This is a genomic window from Providencia sp. PROV189, assembly GCF_028480065.1.
GTDB classification, from domain to species: domain Bacteria; phylum Pseudomonadota; class Gammaproteobacteria; order Enterobacterales; family Enterobacteriaceae; genus Providencia; species Providencia stuartii.
On record NZ_JAMPOG010000003.1, the window covers coordinates 97,308 to 116,509 of the forward strand.

The 19,202-nt window shown below is 42.0% G+C and carries 17 protein-coding genes; 11 read left to right on the plus strand and 6 right to left on the minus strand.

Features of this window, described 5'->3' with window-relative positions:
• Positions 1 to 149: 149 nt before the first annotated feature.
• From pabC to nagZ, 10 genes are all read left to right on the plus strand, one after another.
• Positions 150 to 980 carry an aminodeoxychorismate lyase gene (pabC, locus tag PR833_RS01790; protein ID WP_272525840.1) on the plus strand — a complete coding sequence of 277 codons (831 nt, stop codon included), beginning with the start codon at positions 150 to 152 and terminating at the stop codon, positions 978 to 980.
• Positions 981 to 998: 18 nt separating this feature from the next.
• Positions 999 to 2,027 carry an endolytic transglycosylase MltG gene (gene mltG, locus PR833_RS01795; RefSeq protein ID WP_004920827.1) on the plus strand — a complete coding sequence of 343 codons (1,029 nt, stop codon included), beginning with the start codon at positions 999 to 1,001 and terminating at the stop codon, positions 2,025 to 2,027.
• Between the two features lies 1 nt (position 2,028).
• The gene (tmk, locus tag PR833_RS01800) at positions 2,029 to 2,655 is read left to right on the plus strand and encodes a dTMP kinase (protein ID WP_272525841.1); all 627 of its coding nucleotides are present in this window, start codon (positions 2,029 to 2,031) and stop codon (positions 2,653 to 2,655) included.
• Between the two features lie 9 nt (positions 2,656 to 2,664).
• Positions 2,665 to 3,657 carry a DNA polymerase III subunit delta' gene (gene holB / locus PR833_RS01805; RefSeq protein ID WP_036940789.1) on the plus strand — a complete coding sequence of 331 codons (993 nt, stop codon included), beginning with the start codon at positions 2,665 to 2,667 and terminating at the stop codon, positions 3,655 to 3,657.
• A 13-nt stretch (positions 3,658 to 3,670) separates the two neighbouring features.
• On the plus strand, positions 3,671 to 4,462 hold the full coding sequence (locus PR833_RS01810) for a metal-dependent hydrolase (RefSeq protein ID WP_014656172.1): 792 nt from the start codon (positions 3,671 to 3,673) through the stop codon (positions 4,460 to 4,462).
• 28 nt (positions 4,463 to 4,490) lie between these two features.
• Positions 4,491 to 4,841, plus strand: a complete 351-nt coding sequence (gene hinT / locus PR833_RS01815) for a purine nucleoside phosphoramidase (protein ID WP_004920823.1) — start codon at positions 4,491 to 4,493, stop codon at positions 4,839 to 4,841.
• A 9-nt stretch (positions 4,842 to 4,850) separates the two neighbouring features.
• Positions 4,851 to 5,267, plus strand: coding sequence for a YcfL family protein (locus tag PR833_RS01820; RefSeq protein WP_014656171.1), 417 nt, complete (start codon positions 4,851 to 4,853; stop codon positions 5,265 to 5,267).
• Complete coding sequence (gene lpoB / locus PR833_RS01825) at positions 5,267 to 5,854, plus strand: penicillin-binding protein activator LpoB (RefSeq protein ID WP_272525842.1); 588 nt, start codon at positions 5,267 to 5,269, stop codon at positions 5,852 to 5,854. Before PR833_RS01820 ends, lpoB begins: the two co-directional genes overlap by 1 nt.
• A complete protein-coding gene (locus PR833_RS01830) occupies positions 5,844 to 6,704 on the plus strand; it encodes a phosphotransferase (RefSeq protein ID WP_171830813.1) in 861 nt (286 codons plus the stop codon). Before lpoB ends, PR833_RS01830 begins: the two co-directional genes overlap by 11 nt.
• Positions 6,705 to 6,767: 63 nt before the next feature.
• The gene (nagZ, locus tag PR833_RS01835) at positions 6,768 to 7,787 is read left to right on the plus strand and encodes a beta-N-acetylhexosaminidase (protein WP_004920819.1); all 1,020 of its coding nucleotides are present in this window, start codon (positions 6,768 to 6,770) and stop codon (positions 7,785 to 7,787) included.
• 339 nt (positions 7,788 to 8,126) lie between these two features.
• On the opposite strand, the gene PR833_RS01840 is transcribed toward nagZ, so the two are convergent.
• Genes PR833_RS01840 through PR833_RS01865 form a run of 6 tightly spaced genes read right to left on the minus strand, consistent with a single transcriptional unit; the run spans position 8,127 to position 16,184 of the window.
• A complete protein-coding gene (locus PR833_RS01840) occupies positions 8,127 to 9,377 on the minus strand; it encodes a lipase/acyltransferase domain-containing protein (RefSeq protein WP_040133245.1) in 1,251 nt (416 codons plus the stop codon).
• Between the two features lies 1 nt (position 9,378).
• Complete coding sequence (amrS, locus tag PR833_RS01845; protein ID WP_014656168.1) at positions 9,379 to 10,797, minus strand: AmmeMemoRadiSam system radical SAM enzyme; 1,419 nt, start codon at positions 10,795 to 10,797, stop codon at positions 9,379 to 9,381.
• A gap of 12 nt (positions 10,798 to 10,809) precedes the next feature.
• Entirely contained in the window at positions 10,810 to 13,041 is a 2,232-nt protein-coding gene (locus PR833_RS01850) for a penicillin acylase family protein (RefSeq protein ID WP_060561089.1), read from the minus strand.
• The gene (locus tag PR833_RS01855; RefSeq protein ID WP_014656166.1) at positions 13,038 to 14,069 is read right to left on the minus strand and encodes an NAD-dependent epimerase/dehydratase family protein; all 1,032 of its coding nucleotides are present in this window, start codon (positions 14,067 to 14,069) and stop codon (positions 13,038 to 13,040) included. The genes PR833_RS01850 and PR833_RS01855 overlap by 4 nt, the downstream gene beginning before the upstream one ends.
• Positions 14,056 to 15,147, minus strand: coding sequence for an acyl-CoA reductase (locus PR833_RS01860; protein ID WP_014656165.1), 1,092 nt, complete (start codon positions 15,145 to 15,147; stop codon positions 14,056 to 14,058). The genes PR833_RS01855 and PR833_RS01860 overlap by 14 nt, the downstream gene beginning before the upstream one ends.
• A complete protein-coding gene (locus PR833_RS01865; RefSeq protein WP_040133242.1) occupies positions 15,144 to 16,184 on the minus strand; it encodes a LuxE/PaaK family acyltransferase in 1,041 nt (346 codons plus the stop codon). Before PR833_RS01865 ends, PR833_RS01860 begins: the two co-directional genes overlap by 4 nt.
• Before the next feature lie 1,310 nt (positions 16,185 to 17,494).
• On the opposite strand from PR833_RS01865, the gene PR833_RS01870 reads away from it, so the two are divergent.
• Positions 17,495 to 18,799, plus strand: a complete 1,305-nt coding sequence (locus tag PR833_RS01870) for an NAD(P)/FAD-dependent oxidoreductase (protein WP_036940768.1) — start codon at positions 17,495 to 17,497, stop codon at positions 18,797 to 18,799.
• The last annotated feature ends 403 nt before the right edge of the window (positions 18,800 to 19,202 follow it).

A 19,202-nucleotide genomic window follows, 5' to 3' on the forward strand; every position in this document is an offset into this window, starting at 1 on the left:
TACTTTACGTGGTAAAGGGTAAAAGCCTCAGTGTTCACAATACTGGGGCTTTATTTTTAGTGTCGTTTTGCAGTCTATGTCAGTTTAGTTTATGATAGTTAATATCCTGTTACTGACTGATTTATCAGCCATTATTATAAGAATTATCAATGCTATACTGGGTTAATGGAGTTGAGTGCCGTCATATTGACGTGACTGATCGGGCTGTGCAATTTGGTGATGGCTGCTTCACCACGATCCATGTGTTTAATCATCAACCAAAAATGCTTGATATGCATATTAGGCGTCTCATGCAGGATAGCTCTCGCCTTAAATTACCCCAACCAGATTGGCAAATGTTAGAGAAGCAGATCCACGCGATTTGCCAACAGCATAATGATGATGAATTCGTTGTTAAAGTGATTATTAGCCGAGGCTCGGGGGGCAGAGGCTATAGCACTTTAGGGTTTAATCAGCCAACGGTAATAATGTCTATCGCGCCTTTTCCACAACATTACCAAGCGTTGCAGAAATCAGGTATCCAACTGATATTAAGCCGTATTCCAACGAGTAAAAATCCCTATTTAGCAGGGATCAAACACCTTAATCGCCTTGAGCAGGTGTTAATACGCCAAGAAATTGATGAAGCTCAGGTTGATGAGGCTTTAGTTGTTGATTCTGATGGTATTTTAATTGAATGTTGCAGTGCCAATATTTTTTGGCGCAAAGGCGATACTGTATTTACGCCAAATTTAGCATTTTCTGGCGTAAATGGATTAATGAGACAAAAGATCATAGCGCTTTTAGCTGCTAGTCAGTACCATCTTCGGGAGGTTGAACGTTTTCCCGATGTATTGGGGAACTGTGATGAAGTGTTTATTTGTAATACGTTGATGCCAATACTGCCGGTTGCTACGATCACCTTGGGTAACAATAAACCTCAATGGCAATATTTATCAAGGGAACTGTTTGAATATTTGTTTTTACGTTGCCAACTTTAGTCACTGAATGGTTAATGAATGAAACTCGCTAAAAAAATCTCTATCGCAATTGTCGTTATTCTGTTGGTAATAGGCGTAAGTGCCTATGTGATGTATCAACAGGTTTTGAACTATGCAAAAGAGCCGCTAAATCTAACACAAGAGAAAGTTTTTACGGTTCCTGCTGGAACAGGCCGCGTTGCGCTTGAAGCATTGCTGGTAGACGAAAAAGTGATTAATCAAAGTAACAAATTTCAATGGTTACTAAAATTGCGCCCAGAGTTAGCTAAAATGAAGGCTGGGACTTACCGCCTCCAGCCAAATATGGATATCGCGCAGATGTTAGCATTAATTTCCAGTGGCAAAGAGGCGCAGTTTTCCATTCGTTTTGTCGAAGGTAACCGACTCTCTGATTGGACAAATATCTTACGTGATGCGCCTTACTTAAAACATGAGGCGGAAGGGAAAACACAAGAAGAGTTATACGCGCTAATTGGTTTTGATGGAACGACCACCCTTGAAGGCTGGCTATATCCGGATACCTATCTGTATACGGCGGGAACGCGTGATATTGATATATTAAAACGCGCTCACCAACAAATGAAAAAAAATGTCGATGAAGTTTGGCAAGGGAGAGATAAAGATCTACCTTACAAAAACGCGTATGAGATGCTAATCATGGCTTCAATCATCGAAAAAGAGACGGGTATTGACAGTGAAAGAAACCAAGTGGCGTCGGTATTTGTGAATCGTTTGCAGAAAAATATGCGGTTACAAACAGATCCTACAGTTATCTATGGTTTAGGCGATAAGTATCGCGGGAAAATTTATCGTAGCGACTTAGACAACTATACACCATATAACACCTATCGCATTGATGGGTTACCGCCAACGCCGATAGCAATGCCAAGTCTTGCATCAATTAAAGCCGCGGCACACCCTGCGAAAACGAACTATTTATACTTTGTTGCAGATGGTACAGGTGGGCACACATTCAGTAGTAGCCTTAATGACCATAATCGAGCCGTCAAAGTGTATCGAAAAATTGAAAAACAGAATGATAAGTAAGATGAAAAACGCCTATATCGTTATTGAAGGGTTAGAAGGAGCAGGTAAAACCACTGCGATTAAAACCGTTGTTGAAACATTAAATCAGGCAGGGATCCAAGACATTGCGTTTACCCGAGAGCCAGGGGGAACTCCATTAGCAGAAAAGCTACGTGAACTCATTAAACAGGGGATCAGCGGGGAAAAAGTCACTGATAAAGCCGAGCTTTTGATGCTGTATGCCGCACGTGTCCAACTGGTTGAAAACGTCATTAAGCCAGCCTTAGCGGCGGGTAAATGGGTTGTTGGTGATAGGCATGATTTATCTTCACAGGCCTATCAAGGGGGCGGACGTGGTATTGATCGCCAACTTATGCAGTCATTGCGTGATCTGGTTTTGGGGGAATTTAAACCAGCGTTAACACTGTATTTGGACCTACCTCCAGCATTAGGGTTACAGCGTGCACGCGCTCGTGGTGAGCTAGACCGAATTGAGCAAGAGTCTCTGGCATTTTTTGAACGCACTCTTGCACGTTATCGTGAGTTAGCGGCCTCCGATGAGACTATTTTAACGATTGATGCAAGCCAGAATATTGAACAAGTTCAACATGATATTCGCCAAGCTTTGCAGCAATGGTTGGCAAAATAAGGTGATACAATGAATTGGTACCCTTGGTTGAATGAAACGTATCGTCAACTAATTACCTCCTACCAGCAAGGTCGTGGGCACCACGCATTGTTATTGCATTCACTACCGGGTAACGGAGTGGAAGCATTATGCTATGGTATTAGTCGCTGGTTAATTTGCCAAAATACAGACGGGCTAAAAAGCTGTGGGCAATGCCATAGCTGCCAATTGATGTTGGCAGGGACGCACCCTGATTACCATGTTTTAGCGCCAGAGAAGGGCAAAACAACGGTTAGCGTGGAAGCGGTAAGGAAACTGACAGAGACCTTAAGTAGTCATGCACAGCAAAATGGGGCTAAAGTCGCCTATATTCCTCGAACAGAAGCATTGACCGATGCAGCGGCCAACGCGCTCTTAAAAACCTTGGAAGAGCCAACAAAGCAGACCTATTTTTTATTAGGTTGCGAGAAACGTGAAAATCTATTAGCGACGCTACGAAGCCGTTGCTTATATACCTTTTTATCACCACCTGAATCGCAAATTGCGTGGTATTGGTTACAAAAGCAAATCGTTGGCGTCAACTATAACGACGCATTGACCGCGTTAAAGTTGTGCCAAGGGGCTCCAGTCGCGGCGATGTCATTGTTGCAACCTGAGCATTGGCAACAGCGTAGTGTGCTATGCCAGAAACTCGCTCATGGGATACAACATAATGATATGTTGTCGTTATTACCTGCGATTCATCATGATAAGGCGATTGAGTCGATGGGGTGGCTGCTCGGACTATTAGCCGATAGCATGAAACTGCAACAACATGCAGCCCAATTTTGTTTAAATCAAGACCAATTGCCACTTGTGAGCGTACTTGCATCACGAATGACAAATACACAATTGTTTGAAGTTTATGAGGCTTGGCAAAATTGCCGCCACCAATTGATGACAGTGCCCGCACTGAATCAAGAGTTACTTTTGACAAATCAATTATTACAATGGGAAGCATTAATTGTTACCCCAACACCATAAAAAAGAGTGAAATATGTTTGTAGTTGATTCACACTGCCATCTCGATTGCCTTGATTATGAAAAATTACATACAAGCGTCGATGATGTGATCGCAAAGGCGTCGCAACGCGATGTCGGATTTATGTTAGCGGTTGCCACAACGTTACATGGTTTTGATAACATGAAAACCATGATTGGCAAGCGTGCTAATGTGGCATTTTCTTGCGGTATTCATCCACTTAATTTGGATGAAGGGTATGATTTTGAACGCTTAGCGCAATTAGCTGCTGGTGAAGAAGTGGTCGCGTTAGGGGAAACAGGGCTAGACTATTATTATCAGAAAGAAAATGCAGCACTTCAGCAAGCGTCTTTCCGTCAACATATTCGTATTGGTCGTCAGGTTAATAAACCTGTGATAGTTCACACGCGCGATGCGCGAGAAGATACACTGACTATTTTACGTGAAGAACAAGTGATGGATTGTGGCGGTGTTTTGCACTGCTTTACGGAAGATAAACAGACAGCCATGGAATTGTTAGATCTTGGTATGTATATCTCTTTTTCAGGGATAGTTACCTTCCGCAATGCAGAGCAAATTCGTGAAGCTGCAAGGGTTGTTCCACTAGATAGGATCTTAGTAGAAACGGATTCACCTTATTTAGCCCCCGTGCCGCATCGTGGGAAGGAGAACCAACCTGCTTATGTGCGGGATGTGGCAGAGTATATGGCAGTATTAAAAGGGGTTAGCCCTGAAGAAATGGCACGTATTACCACTGAAAACTTTAACCGCCTATTTCATTTGAATGTCGGCGAGAATAAAGCGTAATAATTAGTCAATATTAAAGGAATTCGCAATGGCAGAAGAAACTATTTTCAGTAAGATCATTCGACGTGAAATCCCGGCAGATATCGTTTATCAGGATGAACTGGTTACCGCATTTCGTGATATTTCGCCACAAACTCCCTCACATATCCTGATTATTCCCAATAAACTCATCCCAACAGTGAATGATGTGACTGCGGAAGATGAACTGGCATTGGGGCGCTTATTTACCGTTGCAGCAAAAATTGCCAAACAAGAAGGGATTGCTGAAAGCGGTTACCGTTTGATCATGAACTGTAATGAACACTCCGGGCAGGAAGTGTTTCATATTCATATGCACCTTGTTGGCGGTCGTCCTCTTGGACCATTGCTGGCAAAATAAGGTAATGATGTGAAAAAGATTTGGGGAACATTGATACGTATATTAACACTCAGTGCTGTGGTGTTTGCGCTGAGCGCTTGCTCATGGGGTAAGCGTGATGGGTTAGTATTCAATGATCAACAACGAGTGATTATGGAGCCTGCGGTTCTTGCGCAAGGTATCATTGTAGAGCAACCTGTAGTCAGCGTTGAGAACTATGCGACGGTGGCTAAGATCAATATGAGCAATAGCCAGCCAAATCCGATGACTGTCATGTACCGTCTCTATTGGTACGACGATAAAGGATTGAAAATCGCAACAACCCATGATTTGCAGCAGATGATACCTGCAAATTCAGTGATTAGTGTTAATGCTGAAAGTACATCATCACTCGCGCGTAATGTACGTGTTTATGTATTTTTACCGCAAATGCTTGGAGACAAATAATGAAACGGATCTTGTTCGTTGCAGCGGCAGCGATGATGCTGGCAGGATGTCCTTCTTTTCAGCAGGATAGGCCTAAAACGCCTCCGCCAGTTGTCCCTGTAGAGCCAACTGAACCCACTGAGCCTACAACTCCACCACCAATCGATAAGGTGCCTACACCACCTAAGCAAAAAACCACAGATTGGTCTGCTGCTGTCTCGCCTTTAGTCGGACAGATGACAGGGGCAAATGGTGTTGAGAGCAGCGGCAAAGTTCTGCTGGTGGATTCAGTTAAAAACAATACGACAGGTTCATTTTCTGTACAAAATGTGACCTCAGCCATCGTAAAAGCGGTTGATGACAGTCATCGCTTTAAAGTCGTACCACAAGATGTGGTCAATGCCGCGCGTAGAACGTTAGGTTTATCGCAAGACGATAGCCTTGTTACACGCAGTAAAGCGATTGGCTTAGGGCGTTACGTACAAGCTGATTATGTATTGTATAGTGTGATTTCAGGCTCTAACGACCAACGCGATATCGAAATGCAGCTGATGGCAGTGCAAAGCGGTGAGATCCTTTGGTCAGGAAAAAACGATATTGAGCAATGACAGTGCATTATTGGCACTGCTGGCAGGTTGCTTCCCAAATATTAACGTTAAAACGTGGGAAGTAACCCCATTAGCAGGGCTTTCAGGGGGAACCTATCACTTACGGTCACATACTTTTAATCTGATTGCGCGTGCTCAAAGTCAGGCGCAAACGGCTCTATTCGTGAATAGACGTAAAGAGGCGCGGGTACTACATCAATTACAACACTTTGGTCAAGCGCCCAAAGTGTTAGCAAGAAATTCAGATTGGTTATTACTATCATGGTGTGATGGTCAGCAACCCAGTGATACTCAATTTTTAACACCAACATTTCAATCTTTATTAGCGGCAACAATTGCTAAATTACATACTCAACCCTTACTCACTTATCGTCTACAGCTTAGGCAAGAAATTGCCCATTACGGGTATTTAGTTGATCCAAAACGCCAAGGGCCTCGGTGGCATCGATGGCACCAACATTTTTTATCCGCACCTATGCCAAGGGTTCTAAAGTTAGCCCCCGCCCATATGGATATTCATAAAGGCAATATTGTCTGTACTGAGAGTGGTCAGCTGGCTTTATTGGATTGGGAGTATGCGGCAAATACCGATATTGGATTGTCATTGGAAACCTATTTTCAAGCGAACCAATTGAATACCACACAACGTGATTTTTTCTTATCAGAGTATTGCAATAAATACCATGCTTATGGCGATGTTGAATGCTTGGCTCACCAATGCCGGCTATGGACGCCATGGGTCAAATATATGATGTTAATGTGGTATGAAGTGCAATGGAACCAAAGTCAAAATAATGATTTTTTGTTACACTCAAGGTCATTAAGGCAATACTTTAGTTTGCCTAGTTAATTAAATTCGTATAACGCAAGTGCGAGCAAAAATCGTAAAACCGTTTTAAATAGTGAGGCATGTATGGGTCCGATAATGCTAGACGTTCAGGGCTATGAGCTGGACAGTGAAGAGCGTGAAATACTGGCACATCCGCTGGTGGGCGGGTTAATTTTATTTACCCGTAATTTTCATGATGCAGCACAATTAAGGGAGTTAGTTCGCCAAATTCGTGATGCATCCCGTCATCGCTTATTGATAGCGGTTGATCAGGAAGGCGGGCGAGTGCAACGTTTTCGTGATGGCTTTACGGCATTACCTTCCGCTCAAGCATTTGCAGCACTTAATAGCCAATCTGAAGGGGCAAAATTAGCGGAGGAAGCTGGTTGGTTAATGGCATCTGAAATGATTGCTATGGATATCGATATTAGTTTCGCGCCGGTGCTAGATCTTGGGCATCAAAGTATTGCGATTGGCGAGCGCTCCTTCCATGAAGATCCTGAAATTGCCATGATCATGGCGGAACGGTTTATTAAAGGTATGCGTAGTGCGGGGATGAAAACGACAGGGAAGCATTTTCCTGGGCATGGGGCAGTGAAAGCGGATTCTCATAAAGAAACCCCTCGTGATGACCGCGACCTTGAAACTATTCGTAAAAAAGATATGTCAATCTTCAGAGACTTTATTCAGCGCGATTTGCTTGATGCCGTGATGCCTGCACATGTCATTTATACACAAGCAGACGACCGCCCTGCAAGTGGCTCACCATTCTGGCTCAAATCGATTTTACGTGAGCAGTTGGGCTTCAATGGTGTGATCTTCTCTGATGATTTGTCGATGGAAGGGGCGGCTATCATGGGAAGCTATCCAGAGCGTGCAGCCGCTTCGTTGTCAGCCGGTTGTGATATGGTGTTGGTTTGCAACAACCGTGATGGTGCGGTGAGTGTATTAGATAACCTACCAAAGCAGCAAGGGAGCCTAGCTTCATCACTGTTCCATAGTGGTCGACAATATAGCTTGAAAGACTTACAAGGCGCACAACGCTGGCAAGAGAGCCACAATAAACTGGTAGAACTGCATCGTAAATGGCAAGAACAGCGTTAATTATTACCGGCCGTTAGTAAAAAAGCCGTAAACTGAACAGCCCCCAAAAGTTGGATGCTTTTAGTCTCACTTGAAGGGGCTTTTTCTATGGTAAAACAGTCCTTAAAACGTCAGTTTTAAATTACTTAAGCTTGAACGTTTTTGCGGCAAAAAGTTTAACTCGATTGTTAAACAGGGGAGTCGTGAATGAAGGTATCCATGATTATCACTATGAAAGATGCAAGGTTAAATGAAAAGGACTAAGCCCTGTTGAATACAGAACTCAGTGCTTGAAGACCGCTTAATTCACGGTCAATTTTATGGGAACGTTCAATTGGGGGAGGAGCCACAGGGGCAAGGCTATGCCGCTTTATCTCTATGTAATCGCCTTGTGGTGGCAATATCAAAAGCAAGACTGCGTAAATTCGGCGTATGATTAATCAATGCACGGTGAGTAGATGCTTGGCTGATAAAGACAAAACTTTCCCCCCAAGGCTGTTGATAATTATCACGGACAATAGGCCCACAACGATGTTTAAGTAAGCCTGCAAGTGGTAAATGGTCATCGCCTTTAGCTAACGTCTTATCAGCTAAATGGGCAAAATCTCGTTTTATCTCTTTGGCTTTCAGATACCAGCGATCACGCGCCCAGATTGCAGCGGTTAAAGCGGTATTGTTATCACTCAGATACCAAACCTGTGGAACAGACTGCTCATGAGGGCATACACCAGAAACTGCATGGTTAAATGTTTTCGCACTGTGTAAGTAACTTGCTAGATTATCGCGTACACGTTGGCATTGCTCTGAAACGATGGAGGTTTTGTATGGGCCGATACGTAACCGCTGCCAGCAGTCGGCATCATAGATATCAAACGGTTCAATGGCTTTGCCATGATGATCGATAACGGTTGGATTAGCAGGAAGTAACTGGTAAGCACTCGGGTATCCGGCAATATCATCGGGAGAAAAGCCATAAAAATAGCGACTACCGGCGTAATAGCCAGTTTCCATCATTGACCACGCATGAAACGTTCCTTCCCATGGCGGGCCGAAAGCATACCATTTGGCAATAAGCTGCCGATTCTCTTCACTGGTTTGACGCAACCAGTAGCGTACAGCCAAATTAGATGCCGATTGCGCAATGATAATACATTTTTGTTTGTCACCAAAAAGGGTCTTTATGCGCTTAATCTCGGCATCTAATATTGTAACAAGCTCTCGGTGATCCGCTCGCCAATCATGGGCTAAAAAGAAGAGGTCTTGGCCTTCTCGATAACCTAAACCAACGTGCAAAACATCTTTCAGCTCCTGTGTGACCAATGTTGTGATGAGCTTAGGAACAATCGTGAATTCATGCAGTTGCTCTGTGGCTAAGATATTACAAGGGGTATCGGGAGAAGGAGCCTGATACTCATAATCGCTTTTCGTGAAAACGCCACGATAATCCCCCCAGATAAATGCTTGTTTGGATCTATCAAACAGTTTACTGCCTAAAATACCCGGTAGATAAATAATGGGTAAATTAGGGCTTTTATCATTGAGTTTGGCACGACGTAGCTGCGTGGCGATGGATTGTGCGCGTAGATATGACCATCCACGATTTAACGGCATATTAGCGCCCCTTTAATGGTATAAAAGTTACCGGCACATTTTCACTACCAAGGTGGGTTTTCTCTGCTTCCGTGACAGGAAAATGGGCACGGTCATAAACTTCAAATAGTTGGCAAGGTTCATTTAAATGATGATAGAGGCGAATACCTTCCGCGTTAGGGTTACTTTTAGAAAGCATAAAACGACCGCAGTTATTCATATTGATATCGCTAACAGGAGTGCCGTCTTTTGAGACAAATTGGTAATAAATATCCGATTCATGCTGTTGCTCAATATGGCAGGCTTGAACTGGGCCGCGGAACATGTGGGTAATACAATGTAACCCATCTGGTATGCTCAAGACTGTTTTATCGGTGTTCGCATCTTCCCATGGTAAAATAATTGGAGGATGGAAATGACAACGAGGGCAATAGCCTTTATCCATATAAGGTTCTGCAATGAGTCCACTACGTTTTACTAACAGTGTTTGGCATTCAGGGCAGTAGGTATTGGCGCTTTGCGTATCGAATACATTACCGACATAAACATAACGCATTCCATCATTGAGCGCTTGCAAACGTGCTTGTTCAAGGAGTGGGATAGCGGTGCGCTCGACATGGGTATATTGGTAGTCGGGATGAAAACGTACATAGTGTAGCGGGATTTCAGCATCAAGATGGGTTAGCATCCAATCAGAGACTTTTTTAGCCTCTTCTAATGTGTCATTGCGGCCTGTCACACACAGATTGGAGATTTCTAAATGTGGGTAATTACCTGATTTTCGAGCATCATAAACTTGTTTGATCCCATCAAGGATAGGTTGAAGGCGACCACCGGTGTGTTTGCGATAAAAGCTATCCTGCATTGATTTTAATGAAATACTAAAAATATCCATGACGGTGAGTAATTCATCAATCCCTTTTTCACTGATATAAAATGCGCTTTTATAGAGATTTTTTAAGCCTTTTTCACGTGCCAGTTTCGCGGTATCCATGACAAACTCGTGCCAAACAACCGGATCGTTATAAGTCCAAGAAAGAACACGAATATTGTGTTTTAAGGCATAATTCACCACATCTTCAGGGCGATAATATGCCACATGGCTGTCTTGAACATAGCGGGCTTGACTCGTTGTCCAGTTTTGGCAAAAGTCACAACGCAGCATACAACCAATATTGCCTAAAGAAAGAATGCGTTCACCGGGAGCGTAATGATAAACGGCTTCGGTTTCAATGGACTCTTGTGTCATAGGAACGGATTTGCCGTAGTTAAGCGTCACTAGGCGACCATTTTCATTGCGACGGACTTTACAAGTCCCGACTCGACCTAGGTTAATTTTACAGGCTCGAGGGCATAATTCACATTGAATACGTGAATTAGAAATCGGGTGCCAAAGGCGAGCAGGATGACTAGTTTGCTGCCATTGCTTCAAGATTGCCATTGATCTAAATCCTCACTCATTATTATTTTGCTTATTTGCCAGTCTTGTCGTTTTTCTTTTACCTGCTTGCCAATCGTTAAGTGTTTTCCTTAGTTGCCAAAAAAATGGGGAGCCTTTTGCCGGTGTATTGATTAAATACACACATTCCCCTCGATTTGCTAAATTTGAGATTAGTTTGAATCCAGGACCAAAGGTATAGGGTTTAGTCTTAATAGACTTATTTTTACCCGCTTGGGATTGCGTCAGAAAATCGGCATTTTGTCGTGTGGCATGGACTGTTTCGCGATTACCGCCTTGATAAGGAAAACGACCTGTTAACAGCTTATTGAGCCATATTGGTTTTTTGATGCTGTGTTGAAACTCAACTTGGGGGTGGGCCATTTTTTGGCTAGCGACTAACGCAGTGGCATAACATTCACGGATAAGATCAGGCAAAGCATCGGCTTCATGCTGCCAATCCTCAATATGGTGTTGCAGGATATTGAGAATGCTCCAGCGGCAACTTGGCCAAAAATCGGTATATAGCGTTCTGGAACCTCGTTTGAGTACTTTGCCAAGTAATTTATCGGTTAAATGTTGGAACCATACATCAAGTAAGCGCGAAGCTTGGATATTCTCTGTGTTACCATCCCACTGCGATAACATCTTGTCTTCAGGGACGAAAGGTAATAAAAAATGTTTTGCCTGCTGGGCAAAATAATCTGTTTTATCATCCTGAATAGCGGTCAATGTTTCGGTGGTGTGTTGGTCGGTGTGTTGGATCAACGCCTCGATACGCCGTGAACGGCTAGGGGGATGCCAGCGATTAGATAAAGCCACTTTTCCCGTAAACAGTGACTCACTATATTGATTGGCATAAAGAGTATAGCCTCGTTCAGGATTATGTTCGCAAGGTAATTCATCAAAAGGCACATAACCCAACCACTGGTGCTGTGGCTCTGTTAGGTTTAGTACCAAGCTACCGATTTGTTGATGACGCTTTGGAATATATCCCATGGTTTGCAGACCAATATCCCCATGAATATCAGCATAGCCAACCATCATTGGTGAGTTTTTTACATGCTTAAGGGCATCTCTAAATGAAGGCCAATCTTGGCATTTGGCGAGCTGATAAAAGGTAATGTCACCACTTGGGTCATCTAGTGCAGGCCAACGTAAAAACATACCGTAGCCATTTTTTTCTGACACTAACCGCCCTTGAGCAAAGCTATAAGTTGTGAAACTGTGTGATTTACCATTTTTCAGTTTGATTTCATGGATATTTTTAGTTAAAGGCAGATTCCCTGATGCCGTTTCAACCTGCTCATTTTCAAGGTCGAGCTTACCCCAAAATAAGTCTTGGTTATCCGCCATGATACCAACCATTCCCCATGCAGCATGGTTATTACGACCGACGATAATGCCAGGAGAGCCTGGAAAATGAGAGCCGACGACATTGAGTCCTTCATCACTTTCAAGGCGGCAAAGTAGATTAAAATTAGGATTCACATGCCCCATATGAGGGTCGGTAGCCAATAGCGGTTTTCCTGATTGGGTTAATGACCCACTGATGGCAATGACATTCGAGCCCGTATCGGGTGAAGCTAGCCCTAAATACTGCAATCCTTTTAATCCATCTTTGAGTGCCTTAACCACTTCTTGGTGCCAATCCCCATTTTCATTTAGTGGTAGTGGGGGAATTTGATGGCCTTCATGGCTAAAGGTTGCCAATAACTGTTGATGCTGTTTTGGCGTCAATCGATTTGCTATGCGCGTGTGGAATAGTTCATATTGCCACGCGGAATTAATAAAATATTTCAGTTGTCCTAATAAATAACTGTCTGAGATTGAAAAAATTTCAGGACGATAGTGCAGTAATAAGCACTCGATGGGTAAGACTTTCATTTCACTAAGTGCTTGGTTGATACCGGCAGTATAAGCTTGAATATGTTGATATTGCATAGCCTGCCAAGAGTGAGTTGGTGCGGCACAATCAATGTTTGTCGCACGCTCAGCCAGCTCCACTAATCCTAATCGTCGCTGAAAAACATCGGTACGTAAGGCCCCATTTCCCATAATTTCAGATAAGCGACCACTGGCGACACGGCGGGATAAATCGAGTTGCCATAAACGTAGTTTAGCGGTGCCATAACCTTGACCAAAAAAAACTGCATTATCGCTATTCCCTTTAACGGAAAGTAATTGTGCTGATTCGAGGGATAGAGTGACGTGCCCCCATTGGCATGAGAGATGTTTGGTTTTCATGCTACATCCTTTTTAGCAGATGACAATTGAGTCGCGAGGTGTGATACGTATTCGATAAACTCTTCTTTTGGATAGCCTGCACTCCAACCTAATTGTTGTTGGGCCTTATAGGAAGAATAAGTGTAGGAGCTGCCATCCATTATATGAAGCGCTTCGCAAGATAACGGCATTGTCAGCCCAAGGCTGGCGAGTTTATCCATTAACCAAGCAGGTATTTTCAGTGAAGAAGCCTTTTTGGCAGGTAAAGAAGGTCTGCCACAAAAATGGCTTAGCATCTGAAAAAGTTCGGGCATAGAGAAAGTCTCGCCAGCCAAGATATAGTTTTGGCGAACAATTTCCGGTGATAGTAGTGTGATGAGTCCATCACAAACATGTGACACATGACAAAGTTGAAATGTGCTTGTCGTTGCGATATGAAAAGGGATTTTTCCAAGTAAAAAGGCGTTTACGGTCTGGGCTAATACGCTGTTATCACCTAAACCAAATACCCCACCGCTGATGGCAATATTGATAGGAGCGCCTTGGCATTGCTGTTTTACAACCAATTCGTGTGCAATATGTTTTGTTTCTTCGTAATAACTACGAAAGATGCCATTGTGCCGGTGAGATTCATCAAGTAATGCGCCTTGGGTTTCGCCTAAAGCAGCGGTTGAGCTCATATAAACGATTTTTGAAATATCAGCATCTTGAGCTGCTGCTAACAGGTTTGAGGTGCCGATGACATTAGTTTGATACATATGCTGCCGTGCTTGGCGGGTTGGCGCTAAACCGACACGGTAATCCGCAGCAAGGTGGATCACGGCATCTTGCCCTGCCAATGCTTGTTTTAAGCTTTGAGGTTGCAAAATATCACCAATCACCACGTTCACCTTTTCAGGTAATTTGGGGCGATAGGGAATCACACGATTTTGTGGATTTCGAGATAATACAGTTAAATTATGACCTTGTTCAGCAAGCTTATGCAGCAAATGAGAGCCAATAAACCCAGTTCCACCAGTAATTAATAGGTTGCGGTTATTTATCGCCATTTTCTTCCTTACTGATAAAGTTAACGAGGGCAGATAGCATGAAAAAGCCATCATGCGGCGCATGAATAGGGCGCTGGTGCATGCGACCAATTGGGCAATAACGGGTAAAACTGTATTGTTGTAATGACAAAGAATCTAAATCGCCAAAATAACCAAGGGTCTGTAGGCGCCCAGGCCAAAGTGTTTGCGCTTGTTTTAGGCTATCTTCGATAGGAGCAACGACGAGTTGAAAGCCCTGAGTTAACCATGCTTGAGGGGCAAACTCTGTTTGATAAGTGACTCCCCAGCCTGTTTTTTCACTGTAAACACTCGGCTTATCGGGAGCGGATAGCGAATAAGTGAACCGATGCTCGCGAAATTGCGATATGCCTTGTAAACGTAGGTTGTCAGACAAAATGGGAAGGTGATCAAGTGTGGTTATCAGTTGATGATAAAGCGCTTCTGCCGCTAAGGGGTTATCCAACAAAATGAATCGAGGTGAGCTACAGACTTGTTGGTGAAAAAGGGCGATATCGTACAAAATCAATTCAATTGCAGGAAGTTGCTTGCCAATGATTGCCATGCCACTGATTTTTGGCCCTAGTTCGACCAATTTGATATGTGGCGGTGTGATTTGGCGATAGTGTTGGATTAATGCCTCGCCCCCTGCGAGTAAGACCGTATCGACGCCAGAGAGTATCTGCTGATCATTTTGTAAATGACTTTGCCAATCAATGATTTCACACTCCTCATCATCAAGTGACAGAATGCGTTTAACCTGTTGCAAATAATTGATTGATATGCGGGCTTTCAGGCGAATTTTACTGCCAATAAGGTAAGCGGCACATAGCGCTTCTAGTGTACCTAATGGATCTTTTTCAGAAACAATAATCAGCAAACGCTTCGGTGCATGCCAATATTTTCCACCTAATTCACGATGGATCTTTTGTTCCAATAACTGATTTTCAGTCAGACGCTCCAAACGCGATAAACAAAATTGTTGCGTATTTTCATCTTCCGAAAACGACCAATTAGCTTCACGCAAAGTTGTTAGGCACAGTTTGATTTTATTTACACGCGTTTGTAGTGAGTTTTTCATTTTACTTGTGCCGCACAGGTGCCCTCTGGGGTAGATGCTCGTCCTAGATAGCGCAGGAAGGGTAGCGGTTGACCACAGGCACAATTATTGCCCCAACAACCCAGATCTTGCGTTAATAAGCGATGTGAAGGTATTGAGGCAAACAGAGGGCTTTCAAGTACAATGAGTCCATTTTTATTTTCTGGTGCATGGCTCCCATCTTCAGCCATGATTGAAAAACGTGAATAAGCAGGGAGATGAAAATGACCTTCAGGACAACTAATGTAGTGAAGAGGATGTTCAGTCATACCATAAATATCGCGAATATCGACGCTAGGCGCTTGTAAAACTTGTTGCAAACCTTGAATAATCTCAGGGCGTTCAAGTTGTTTTGTCATCCCTTTCCAACCACCGCCGGTTAAGCCTTTTATCGGTGATTTCAAGGTAAATGGTTCAGGGCGTTTTAGGCATAAAAATTCAAAAAACAGTGTTAAGCCTAAAATATAGATAGGGGCAGGATCATTAGCCCAGCGTTTGAGTGTAGACCACGCTAACTCACTATCAAATTGACCTTGCTCTGACACAGTAAAAACAAGCTCTTGTATTGGGGCACATTGGGTGAACTTTAAAAAGGCAGTGGCATAACCTGCATGCTCACCTGTGGCGGGATCAGGAGATAACATTAAAAAGCGAGAAGGTGTGGTTGAAATCAAATGATTATGCAAAAAAATTTGCACCATAGCCGTTTCAATACGTTTTAAACTGAGATTGTCAAAGAAAACGCGTGTTTTCCCATGTTGCCCAGTACCTGAACTATTTAACCATATACCATCAAGCTGGGTATTTGTCGCCAAATCCATGGTTTTAAACAAATTAATAGGGATCAGAGGGTTGGCTTCTGTTTCCCATAACTTTGCATAATTAACATTACGGTTTAAATGCCAGGTATCAGCTTGTTTCATTGCGGCTGAAAATAACGCATCATCAATACTTTCTGGCGCATAGGGTTGCGGGTTATTGATAAGTAAATCAATAGGATTGCTTGTGTTCTCAGACATTTTTTTCACTTATATCAGAATGCTTAGTTATTATTAAGTTTTATTATATGACCTAACTAAAGGTAAATATTCTGAATCAAGCGTTGCAGTTATCACTTTAGGAGAATTTTAAGTTTGAAAAGTTATCATGAAAGCCGTTTTGTTAGTGGTATTTATAGCGGATTGGGGAAATATTAATCGTTGGTAAATAGAAAGTGTCACTTAATTTAGTTGTGTTATTGATTTATTTAAGTGATCAAGCAGTATAAAAAGTTAATGGGGATGACATAGCGTGCTTTTAAGTGCGAAGAGGTAAAGTGATATCTCTTCGCTACAATGTCTCACTTATCGTTTTTTTGCTTTTTATAGGCGATAAATGCTTTATATAAAGGGATTAAACATAGCAATAAAGTTGCATATTTAATGACGGTGATCGTCATATGTAACATCCAAATATTGAGGTTTTCCAAGAAGGTTGGATTTAGGCGAATGAGTAAGATGAGTAGCAAACTAAACAGTAGAGTAACGATGTAGGTGATGACAAGTGAAAATGAAAAAAGAATAAATAAATCAATTCGTTGAATATTATTTTGTTTTTTATATTTAAATAAATTAACACAAAACTCCCAGCGTTTGTTCCGTCTCGCCACTTCATTAATAACGATCACGTATAATGAAAGAAATATTATCGTTATTTTAGTTATTAAAAAATAACCACTGGACAGCTCAAAAGGCAAAGAGGAAAAGACAAGATAGAGTGTAACAAGATGATAGATACAAATAATGCTCGATACAATGCTAGTAATGATTTGATATAAAATAAATTTCATTAATTATGCCTTTCAACAAGAACGATGCCGTTTACCGCCGAAATGATAAAAACCGAGAGATTTATCAGAGAAACTAGCCAAAAATAGCCAAATGATGATCTCTAATATGGGTTGTTTTCTCTACAAAATTTACACTATCCCGCTTTTTTTGTAAGCCCTTAGTGAACAATAAGCTGTCATGGCCCCCTTAAGTCCACATATATTGACTACCAATAATAACTGATTCTCATTATCAAATAGATTGGAAATTGGCTCAAATATTGATTAATATCAATCTATGCAAGCTGACTCGTTTCATTTTGCTAATGAATCACACTTTTTTGTGATCGCTGTCATATTAATCAATTAATTTGATATACATCAATATTTGGTATGACCAAATGACCAAGCGTGTTATCCTCAACAAACTTTTGGTCTTATAAGTGGCGATTAATGTTATTTAAGTTTTTTTATTTCGAATAAGGCTTAAATAACATTAATTTATTTTGCAATGAGGGAAATATGGCCTTTTCTCAACCAAAAATTGTGATTGTCGGTGGTGGTGCTGGTGGCTTAGAGCTAGCAACACGACTAGGTCGTAAATTAGGGCGTAAAAAACGTGCAGAAATCACTTTAGTGGATCGTAATCCAAGTCATTTATGGAAACCTCTGTTACATGAAGTAGCAACAGGCTCTTTAGATGATGGTGTGGATGCCTTGAGCTATCTTGCCCATGCTCGTCACAACGCATTTAACTTCCAATTAGGCTCTTTGACACAAATCGATCGTGACAATAAAAAGATCATTTTGGGTGAATTACGGGATAAAAACGCGGAGTTATTGGTTCCTGAGCGTGAAATTGATTATGACATTTTAGTCATGGCACTAGGTAGTACTTCAAATGATTTTGGTACGCCGGGTGTTAAAGAGCATTGTATTTTCTTAGATAATCCGCAACAAGCCCATCGATTCCACGATGAAATGCTTAATCTATTTTTACGTTATTCTGTTCGCGACAATGCAGAAGAGAAAGTGAATATTGCGATTGTTGGAGCTGGAGCTACAGGTGTTGAGTTGTCGGCTGAGTTGTATAACGCGGTAGAGCAGCTAACCAGTTATGGATTTAAAGGATTAGATACTGACGCGTTAAATGTGACATTAGTCGAAGCCGGTGAACGTATTCTGCCTGCATTACCACCACGTATTTCTGCGGCAGCACATCAAGAGTTAAATAAGTTAGGCGTAAAAGTGCTAACTAAAACGATGGTGACCAGCGCTGATGACGATGGCTTGAATACAAAAGAGGGTGAGAAAATTCGTGCTGACTTAATGGTATGGGCAGCCGGTATCAAGGCACCTGATTTTATGAAAGAGATTGCGAGGTTAGAAACGAATCGTATCAATCAGTTGGTCGTTAAGTCGACATTACAGACAACCCGCGATGATACCATTTTTGCGATTGGTGACTGTGCCTCATGCGCTAAGCCTGACGGTGGTTTTGTGCCACCTAGAGCGCAATCTGCACACCAAATGGCGAGCCGCTGTTATGATAATATTTTGGCGATGATAAAAGATAAGCCACTAAAAGATTATATCTATAAAGACCATGGCTCTTTAGTCTCTTTATCGCGTTTTAGTACCGTGGGTAGCTTAATGGGTAACTTGATGCGTGGGGATATGATGGTGGAAGGGCGTATTGCACGTTTTGTGTATATCTCATTGTATCGAATGCACCAAATTGCGCTTCATGGCTATGTGAAAACAGGGTTAATGATGTTAGTCGGAAGTATTAACCGCATTATTCGTCCGAAATTAAAACTTCACTAACGTTTTAGTCAGTCGCAATAAATAGGAAAAATCCTCGTTTTTCATTAAACGGGGATTTTTTTATAAGTATTTTTAAATATAAACTTTAATCAATTGATTGATTATTTATGAGTAAACTATTTTGAGCGAACCCCAACGATTAAATACATTATAGGAGGTACACTATAAAGATGCCTGATATGAAGCGGCATTAATTTAAATATGCCATTTTAATTAAATTCTGGATTAGCTTATAAGCTAATATACTTATTATTGGCAGTTGCTACCTTCTATTATGTGGAATTTTTGTTTTATATAAAGTTATAAAAGTATCCGTTGAGTCATGTGAGTATCAACCTCATAGTGTCACCTAAAACCGCTCTCAATGGGCGTTACCGTTAGTTAAATAGAAATGGGGTGAAAT

Excerpts from the sequence above, each read along its gene's own strand:
- PR833_RS01860 (WP_014656165.1), bottom strand. The coding sequence starts at position 15,147 with ATGAAAAACTCACTACAAACGCGTGTAAATAAAATCAAACTGTGCCTA.
- PR833_RS01870 (WP_036940768.1), top strand. The coding sequence starts at position 17,495 with ATGGCCTTTTCTCAACCAAAAATTGTGATTGTCGGTGGTGGTGCTGGT.
- PR833_RS01840 (WP_040133245.1), bottom strand. The coding sequence starts at position 9,377 with ATGCCGTTAAATCGTGGATGGTCATATCTACGCGCACAATCCATCGCC.
- holB (WP_036940789.1), top strand. The coding sequence starts at position 2,665 with ATGAATTGGTACCCTTGGTTGAATGAAACGTATCGTCAACTAATTACC.
- nagZ (WP_004920819.1), top strand. The coding sequence starts at position 6,768 with ATGGGTCCGATAATGCTAGACGTTCAGGGCTATGAGCTGGACAGTGAA.
- amrS (WP_014656168.1), bottom strand. The coding sequence starts at position 10,797 with ATGGCAATCTTGAAGCAATGGCAGCAAACTAGTCATCCTGCTCGCCTT.
- tmk (WP_272525841.1), top strand. The coding sequence starts at position 2,029 with ATGAAAAACGCCTATATCGTTATTGAAGGGTTAGAAGGAGCAGGTAAA.
- pabC (WP_272525840.1), top strand. The coding sequence starts at position 150 with ATGCTATACTGGGTTAATGGAGTTGAGTGCCGTCATATTGACGTGACT.
- mltG (WP_004920827.1), top strand. The coding sequence starts at position 999 with ATGAAACTCGCTAAAAAAATCTCTATCGCAATTGTCGTTATTCTGTTG.
- PR833_RS01810 (WP_014656172.1), top strand. The coding sequence starts at position 3,671 with ATGTTTGTAGTTGATTCACACTGCCATCTCGATTGCCTTGATTATGAA.
- PR833_RS01850 (WP_060561089.1), bottom strand. The coding sequence starts at position 13,041 with ATGAAAACCAAACATCTCTCATGCCAATGGGGGCACGTCACTCTATCC.
- lpoB (WP_272525842.1), top strand. The coding sequence starts at position 5,267 with ATGAAACGGATCTTGTTCGTTGCAGCGGCAGCGATGATGCTGGCAGGA.
- hinT (WP_004920823.1), top strand. The coding sequence starts at position 4,491 with ATGGCAGAAGAAACTATTTTCAGTAAGATCATTCGACGTGAAATCCCG.
- PR833_RS01855 (WP_014656166.1), bottom strand. The coding sequence starts at position 14,069 with ATGGCGATAAATAACCGCAACCTATTAATTACTGGTGGAACTGGGTTT.
- PR833_RS01865 (WP_040133242.1), bottom strand. The coding sequence starts at position 16,184 with ATGTCTGAGAACACAAGCAATCCTATTGATTTACTTATCAATAACCCG.